We start from the raw sequence: 8115 nt of genomic DNA on the forward strand, positions 1-8115 counted from the left end.
GCCGCGCAAGCGAATCGGTGGCGGCTCCGTGGTGTCGGGCGGCGGACCGGACGTCGCTGGTGACGGTCGCGTGCCAGTCGTGGCGTCCGCCGAGCGAAGAAGTATGGAACCGTCTCGTTGGTCGCTGGTCATCGTGCGAGTCCACCCTGAACGTACTCGGCGGTCCGAAGTGCGAGTGCGACCATGGTGAGGGTTGGCTGGTAGGGGGTGGCCGCCACGAATGTGCTGCCCCCACAGACATAGAGTCCCACCGTCTCGTGCACAGCGCCGAACGAATCGACGACGCTCTCGCGCATTGTCTCTCCCATGCGACATGTCCCGAGGTGGTGGTGGGCGGACCAGAACAGCTTGATGGGGTCGATGTGCCAGGCGTTCGCTCCCAGCGCGCCCGCCACCTGCGCACCGACACTCTCGGCGAAGGCGTACGTCTCGTAGTCGAACTCGTCGAGCTCGTAGTGGACATGGAGCGACGGATCCCCATATCGATCTTTGGCTCCGTTGAGCTCCATGTATTTGCTGGGGCCCGGCGTGCTCTCTCCGTGGAACGTGAGGCTGCGACAACGAGTGACGGCTTCCAACGCTGCGACGATGCTCTTGCCGTCGGCCCACCGAGTGCGCTCGATCTCCGTGAGGTGACTACGCCCGTAGTTATCGAAAAGCTCCACACCCACACCGCCGAAATTGCGCCGCCCTGGGGGATTGGCGAACTGGTGCGACAGCAACGTAGGCGGGCCGGCTCTGCCGGCCATCATCCTCTCCGCGAATTCCATGTGCGCCCGCCAGACATGGTGAAAGGTGAGATTCCTGCCGACAAGTCCGGAGGCGTTGCCGATCCCATTCGAATGCGAGCCGTCGGCTTCCGAAAGCAGCAGCAGCCTGGCCGATTCGAGGGCACCCGCGGCGACGATCACGACGTCCGCGGCGTGCTCGCTGCCGACTGCGGCATGATCCTGGTGGTAGAGCAATCCGGTCGCGCGCTTGCCCTTCATCAAGATTCGTCGGACGTGCGCGTTGGCATGAACCGTCAGGCGCCCGGTCGCTTCGGCCAGGCGCAGATGGTGATTCGGGCTGTATCGCGCGCCGGTGGGGCAGGTTTCGCAGACACCGTAGTTCTCGCATGCGGGCCGGCCGTCGATGGCGAGTCTCGTCCGCGCTTGCGGGGTCGTGTGAACGACGATCCCCTGCGCCTCGAGCCTGCGGGCAAGCTCAACGTCGGTGAATCCTGGCTCGAACGGTGGAAGGGGAAACCCCGTCGAGCGCGGCGCGGCGAAGGGGTTGTCCGTGGACGATCCGGAAACCGCCAAATGCCTCTCCGCCGCACCGTAGTACGGCTCCAGATCGTCATACGTCAGCGGCCAGTCGTCCCCATAGCCGTACAGCGTCTTGGGACGGAAGGAACCGGGCACGAAGCGCGGCGAGATTCCGAACCAGCGTGTCGCCTTACCTCCCACGCACATCACGCGCTCGCCCCCGATGTCACAGCCATAGTCGCCCGCTTGCGATATTCCGGTCGGTCTTCCGGGCGGCTGGGCTCGATCCGTCTCGGGCGACGGCGGGACGGTGCTCTTGTAGAGCACCTGATCCTCGTACTGTGGCGCATGCGGGTACGGAATGTCCGGCCCGGACTCGAAAACATCGACGCAATGGCCCGCCTCGACGAGGCGACACGCGAGGGCAGTGCCGACGATGCCGGAGCCGACGATGGCAATGCGCTTCATGCTCGCCTCCGGTAGGAATCCAATCCCCGAGCACTGCCTTCCCAGGACTGATAGCCCAGCTGCAACCACGCATCGGTCTTCAGAAAGATCGCCAACGTCTCCTGAAAGAAGACGTCCTCGAATTGTTGCCCGTTCGGGCTCATGCGGATGAGCTGCAGCAGGTGACGTCGACCGGGTATCGCGAGTGAGGTGAAGTCCTGCCGGGCGATGCGAAGGGCAGCGCCCTGCGTTGTATTCGCAAATGCCGTGTAGGCCTGCGCATAGTGCGGGGACCGAGCTGCTCGATGGCGGTAGTACCGCTCGTAGTGGCCCCGCAGCGGGCGCAGGCCTGTGACGCCCTCAGCGGCCGCGAGCAAGATCCGCGTCGTGGCCGCCTCGAGTGGCGTGCTGCTCTCCGGGGTGGCGATCCCCTCGACCACGCGCGGGCGACTGCCGCGCGCTGCATCCGAGTCCGGGCGCCGCCCTGGCAAGGAGTACGCGCTACTCGCCGAGACGATAGGCAACGGTGTTTCCATGTCCCTCACCTTCGATCACGTCGTAGTACGCGTTGCGGGTCGCCACTAGACGGCCTGTCCTGTGCAGAGTGGTGCCGGTTGGCTGCGTGACCGAGAATCGCTGACAGCAGCGGTCGAGGCTCACCGTTGCGGTATCGGCCTCGACATCGACCAGCCCCGTGCGTTTCCCATCGCAGACGAATGCCGGGAAGCGCACCCTCCATCTGTCGATCGGGCCGTCGAGCCGGACTCGCATCTCACAGTGACCGGGCCGCAGCAGGTACTGCTCCGTCAGACCCTCGATGAGGGCTCCGCTCAGCTGGTAATGGACCTCGAACGAAACCTCATCGCGCCCAGCGTCGTTCCGCGTGAGGTGCGCGGTGACTTGCGAGGAAGCGCATTGCGCAAGCGACTGCCACTCGCCTTGTACCAGCCATTGAACGCCAACGGCAAGCGGAACATCGCAAGCCGGTGCATTCCCGCCCGGTCCAAGCACTTCGTCGAGATCGCGCCGATGGACGCGGAGCAAGCCCGTGCTGTTGTAGCCGGGATCCGGGGAGGTGTCGATCTCGAGGTGATGGCCGCCGCTGTTGGCGAAGATCTTGTCGAAGAATGGCAGCTCGAACACGAACCCGCCGGTCTCCGCGGGTGCCTCGCTCTCGCCGATGCTCTCATCTGCGTATGACCAGGCGAAAGCCAAATACGAAGCGGCAAGCAGGTTGTATTGGGAGTGCGAGGAATAGTCCTCGAAGCCATGGCGAACCGCCGGATCGAAGTGGTTCTTCACGATCCAGAACTCGCCGGACGGCCTGACCCAGCGGGCTACGGATTGGGCCGCCAGGTGTGCTGCGCGCTTGAATGCCCGCATTGCGACGTCGTCGCCGTTGGTTTTGCTGCGCGTCGCCCATAGTTCGAACATCGCGCATGCGAGCGCGTCGTTCCATACGTGCTCGGCGCTTCGGCCACCGGTCGGGGCGGCGCCGCGCGGCGACTGGGTCAGGAGCGAGGTCCATGCACCTCGTTCCATCAGCGCGTCCAAAGCGTCAGCATGTTCGCCTGTATAGCCCTCGGTCAAGATCAGCGAGAAGTTGAAGCGCGCGGCCGCGTCGTAGGTCAGCGGGGCGCCAGGCTCCAAGTAAAGGCCCTCAGCCGTGAGGTGCGGTCGCTGGGCACGTATGTACCGTTCGACGAACTCCAGATCGGTGAATCCCTCCTTGTGGCGCAGGAATTCGCCCGCGATCGCACTGGTGTTCCAGTTGATCACGTTCTGCTGTTCGGCGCCGATGAGATCGGAATAGGCTCGATCAGGTCTGATCATCTCGAGATAGCGATTCCATCGATCGCGAGTTTGGGCGTCGGTCCTATCGCTGAGATACCGCCATGCCATCATCGTTGGCGCGATGAAGAAGTCTCCGTGCCGATCGGTGGTCGTACCCGACGCAAGCTGATAGAGCGAACTCTCGAGCGCACTGCTCGCGCTGGCGAGCAGCTCCGGCCTTCTGCCGCTGTTGACCAGCAGTGCGGCGGCCATTGCGTAGGTAGGGGTGCTGTATTGGTATTCCTTATGGAGGAACGGATCGATGATCCTGCCCGTAGGCGTTTGAAACTTCCTGAAGTACTCCACGACCCCGTCGATGAGCTCGAGGTAGTTTTGCCGCTCCACGCCCGTGGCCTCGACCTTCCTGCCAGGAGCGGAGAGCGCGTGGCGGACCGCTGCTATCGCCGGTTCGAGCGGGTTGGCTGACGAGTTCGCGTCCGGAAGTAGCGGAATCCGGTGGTCTTGTCCCGACATCAGAAGAGGGGCGCGCGACGCGTGCTCGAGCAGCTCCGCGGCGTGCTCCGGAGACTCACGACGGTATTCAAGTGAGGAAGTCAGCATGATCAGACGCTCCGAGTGGACGAGGAAGGGAGCCGCGGCGAGCTTTGGCCCGCAGAACTCCTTCGCTGAGAGCCGCGGCGATGAGGGTACACAAGAATCCGAAGGCTTGAAGCAGCAACGCGAGCGAAATAAGTGCCACGAGGTCGAACCGGTGGAAATCTGCGAAAGGAAGCAGTGAAAGCGCGGCTATGAAGTGAGCAATGGAAACGACGGTCTCAGTGCGCGAGCAGTGCCAGGCCCGGACGAGGTTGCTGCACTTTTCGAATTTGTCCGTTCGGTGCCACGGCTGCTTGAAGCTGATCATCGGTGCGATGAAGGCGGAGATGTAGGTCCATCTGAGTGCCGCTCCTGCCAGAAGGCTCAGGGCGAAGTCACTGAATGCGCTGGCCCCGAGCCGCCGGACGGCGATCCACTTCTCGACGTACGACCTCGCGCCGGTCGCGATGAGTAACACCCAGACCGCGTCCGGGACCGTCGGAACCGAGTTCAAGCAGATAAGGTAGAGAGAGAACGGGAACGCGACGAGTTCAGCGACGAACATCAGCACAGTAGGCATGCGAGCAAAGCTGTGATTGAGTTCGAGCATGCCCTGGAGGAAGCTGAGACGGCCCCTGGAGCCGTATCCAAGATACACGCGCCAGTGGACCATGAATTGCTGCATCGGTCCGGACGACCATCGGAACTGTTGTTTTTTGACCCCCTCCATCGTCTCGGGGATCAGCCCGCGTCCGGCGGTGTCCCTGAAGACGTGGCCCACGTATCCGAGCGCATGGATGCGAACAGCCAATTCCGAATCCTCGGTCAAGCTCCACTCCGCCCACCCACCGGCTCGCTCGAGCGCCTCCCGCTTTACCAGGCACATCGTTCCGGTAATGAACGCGCTATCGAACTCGTTTGTCGCGGGCTGGAGCAGTTTATGGGTTACCATGTAATCGTAGTACACGCCGGTTAAAAATGGGCTGGCTTCCCAATCGCGGTAATCGTGGCTCGTCTGTACGAATCCGGTCCGCGGGTCTTCGAAGAGCGGGGTATATCGCTCCAGAAAATCGGGTTCAGCGATGTAATCGGCGTCCACTACGCAGATTATCTCGGCATCGCCAGCGGTGTGCGCGAGAGCAAAGTTGACGGCGCCTGCTTTGGCTCCCGAGAGCGGATCGACGTGAAAGAAACGGAAGCGGTCACCCAATGCATCACAGCGCCGGGCCACTGGTACCCACAGGTCCGGATGCTTGGTGTTGTTGTCGATCACAAGAACTTCGAAGTCGGGGTACCGCACGCGGGAGAGTGCGTCCAGAGTCGCAATGACCAAGTAGGGCGGCTCCGCGTAGCAGGGGACGTGAATCGAGACTTTCGGGGTTCGCCTCGGGCTCGGGGTCTGCATGACCCGAAGGGCTGCGTCGCGTTTCGCGAACCGGATGCAGAATTCGGCGATGGGGGAGATGAGGCGGAACAGTGTCACGGCCACCGATGCGCAACCGATCAGGACCGCGGCCACGTAGTATGCGATCCACATCGGTGCCGTCGGCTGCATCCGCTCCACCGTGCCGTGAAGAGCCACCAGCCCGGCGGACGGCATGCAGATCGTCGAAGCGAGAACACCCGCACCGAAAGATGTGATGGCGGGGATGAGCACGCGAGCAACAACACCGAACATTATGCTCGCTGTCAGAGGAACCGCCAGGCCGTGCGGATCTCCGGTGAAGGCGCAGCAGGCCCCTGTCGAGACCGTTGCGGCGAGAATCCACATTGCCGCCCAGAACCAGTCGTCGACGGGACCGAGGATGTATCTGGCAATGAGCATCATGCCTTGGCTCGTCACGAGCGCGGCGGCGAGATAAAGTGAATTCATTTGTCCGCCTGCCATTCAGAAGGCTTAACACATTCGGTGCGCGCTCTTCCGGGCCGAGTCGTCCAGCATGATCCCGGATAGACCTGCCGACCCTCATGAACAATCACGGAACCTCCTAGCCTTGAACATCGCGTGAGCGCACTTACACTGACCCGCCTCGCTCCTCATACCCGAGAGTGCAGAATTTCGGCTCTGCCGTACTTTCGGGTCGTTGAGGCCATCCGAGCAGGATCCGCTTCGTAGCAGCCGGAATCCGGCGCGTGCGTACGTCTGTCTCTTGAGCAGAATGAAAGTTACGTGGAATCTGGCTGGGCGGTGATCATGTCTCCCCGGTGACCACGGACTTGGAAGACGGGTTTGGGCGGCGCCGGTGGGGGTGCTCGAGCGGGTCGTCACCGCTGGGTCCCACTCCATGGCTCCCGTCGCGCTACAGGTATTGGTGTAGGGTGCGCCGTCGGCCGACCGTGCCGACGGGACAGGAAGTACCAGCGCCGTCGCGGCAAGGCCCCGCTCACAGGCCGGACCATCCTTCTCCTGACGGTTGTAACGGACATTCCACTTATCTTCGCCCGGCCATCGGCACAGGCGGTATCCGCACGATCACAACGAGGCTCCGCAGGTACATTCGTAGCCATCTTCCTTCTGGATGGGATCGAAGCCGAACACCATCCGCACGCCCCACTACTCCCGAATTGCAGACCGGTAGTGCACCTGCTGCGGACGGCAGTGCAGGCGTCACCTGCCCATCGACCTTCCCTTCCGCGCTCGTGGCGCACTTGAAAGTCAAGTTGCGGAACCGTCGGGGCAATATCCGAAGGGCATCGGTAGTCGGCTGGAGCCGACTACCATCCGGATCTTCGGCGGCAACGAATATCGGATCGACATATGTTGTGGGTACCGGTCCGTCACGCATTGCGACACGGACCTTCCGGCGATTGTCAGGAGTTGCCGCCGTACCGAGTTAGGCTCTTCCGGCATTGACTCAGGCACCACCGGGCCCGATTGTTCCGCACGGATCCTGATCGCCTTTGGAGGCCTCATGCTCGTTCTGCGATTCACGCTGGTTGCCGCTGGGTGCACCACCCTGCTCTTGTCTGGAGCCGGTGTGGCGCCCGCTCGAGACCTCACCGACCCTGTGCCCGGTATACATGCGGTCGGCGAGACAACCACGAACACCACACCAGACCTGATCAGGCTGTACAAGGCCTGCGCGGACAGCGCCAAGTCCCGCGCTTCCGCTGCTTCCGACAAGGTCGCCAAGGTCAATGCCAAGGCCGGTAACGCCGCCAAAGCCGCCAAGGCCGCCGCAAACGCCGCCGCCGCTGCCGCCGCTGCTGCCACCGTGACTACTACCAAGGCCGCTGCCGCTGCCGCCACTGCCTCTGATGCTGCTGCCACTGCCACCGGCGGCGTGGTCATCGCGACGGCCGCGGCCAAGATCGCCGCCAAGACCGACGACGCCAAGACCGCCGCCGCCAACGACGGCGCTGACGCCGGTACCGTCGCTGCTGCTGCCGCTGCTGCTGCCGATGCCCTCGACAACGCCGCCGCCGCACCTGACGACGTCGAACTTGCCAATCAAGCTGCGGCGGCAGAGGAAAAGGCGGTCGAGGCCAGCAATCAGAAGTTCGGTAATCCAGCGGTCACGAAGATTGAGCGGGTTTCCTCGAAATAGGCGCTGGGTGGCTGCGACCGGCGGGCCGGCCGTCACCCCGAGAGGATGACCTCCCGGAGCTAACCTCGATGCCCCTTTCGCTCGTATTCCGGTCGGCCCCCTACTGGTCCAGGTGCGGGCGACATCCGCTCATCGGCATTACGGGCCCCGAAAGTCGCACGAGGAGATCCACCACATCGAATGGATGGCCACTATCCGCGATTCCGGTGTCGAGCACATCCGGGCCCGCACCTACGCCCCACGTCGGCACCGCATCTGTCACCGGCAGGCGCCGTGCGGAGCGATTGTCAGCTCAAATCCGACGGTCTCTTCTCCGGTGGCGGTTCCCGATGGTGAGTGTCGGGAAGCTGTTCCGGATCGTTGTAGCCGATGGGGTCAGCGTGGGTGCTGTCATTCAATGCGCTGTAAGACCGTGTCTTACGTGGTTGTGATTCGGTTCTGCTGCGTCGGATCCGGTTGTGCTGCATGATGTTCGACTTGTGGTCGATGAGTTGTCCAAA

The 8115-nt window shown here is 63.1% G+C and carries 6 protein-coding genes; 1 reads left to right on the forward strand and 5 read right to left on the reverse strand.

Annotated features, from left to right (window positions below):
• Positions 1 to 128: 128 nt before the first annotated feature.
• Genes ACIA76_RS40060 through ACIA76_RS40075 form a run of 4 tightly spaced genes read right to left on the reverse strand, consistent with a single transcriptional unit; the run spans position 129 to position 5940 of the window.
• Entirely contained in the window at positions 129 to 1718 is a 1590-nt protein-coding gene (locus ACIA76_RS40060) for a GMC family oxidoreductase (RefSeq protein ID WP_397160180.1), read from the reverse strand.
• A complete protein-coding gene (locus tag ACIA76_RS40065; RefSeq protein WP_397160182.1) occupies positions 1715 to 2233 on the reverse strand; it encodes a hypothetical protein in 519 nt (172 codons plus the stop codon). The genes ACIA76_RS40060 and ACIA76_RS40065 overlap by 4 nt, the downstream gene beginning before the upstream one ends.
• Positions 2199 to 4091 (reverse strand): hypothetical protein, encoded by a 1893-nt coding sequence (locus tag ACIA76_RS40070; protein ID WP_397160184.1) that lies wholly within the window; start codon positions 4089 to 4091, stop codon positions 2199 to 2201. The genes ACIA76_RS40065 and ACIA76_RS40070 overlap by 35 nt, the downstream gene beginning before the upstream one ends.
• On the reverse strand, positions 4072 to 5940 hold the full coding sequence (locus ACIA76_RS40075; RefSeq protein WP_397160186.1) for a glycosyltransferase: 1869 nt from the start codon (positions 5938 to 5940) through the stop codon (positions 4072 to 4074). Before ACIA76_RS40075 ends, ACIA76_RS40070 begins: the two co-directional genes overlap by 20 nt.
• Before the next feature lie 1039 nt (positions 5941 to 6979).
• Between ACIA76_RS40075 and ACIA76_RS40080 the strand changes: the two genes are divergently transcribed.
• Positions 6980 to 7615 (forward strand): hypothetical protein, encoded by a 636-nt coding sequence (locus ACIA76_RS40080; protein WP_397160188.1) that lies wholly within the window; start codon positions 6980 to 6982, stop codon positions 7613 to 7615.
• Between the two features lie 287 nt (positions 7616 to 7902).
• Here ACIA76_RS40080 and ACIA76_RS40085 read toward each other — a convergent pair.
• Positions 7903 to 8115, reverse strand: a 213-nt coding sequence (locus tag ACIA76_RS40085; protein ID WP_397160190.1) for a hypothetical protein, incomplete at its 5' end; no start/stop codon positions are given.

It is taken from the genome of Nocardia sp. NPDC051570 (assembly GCF_044454005.1).
GTDB lineage: Bacteria > Actinomycetota > Actinomycetes > Mycobacteriales > Mycobacteriaceae > Nocardia.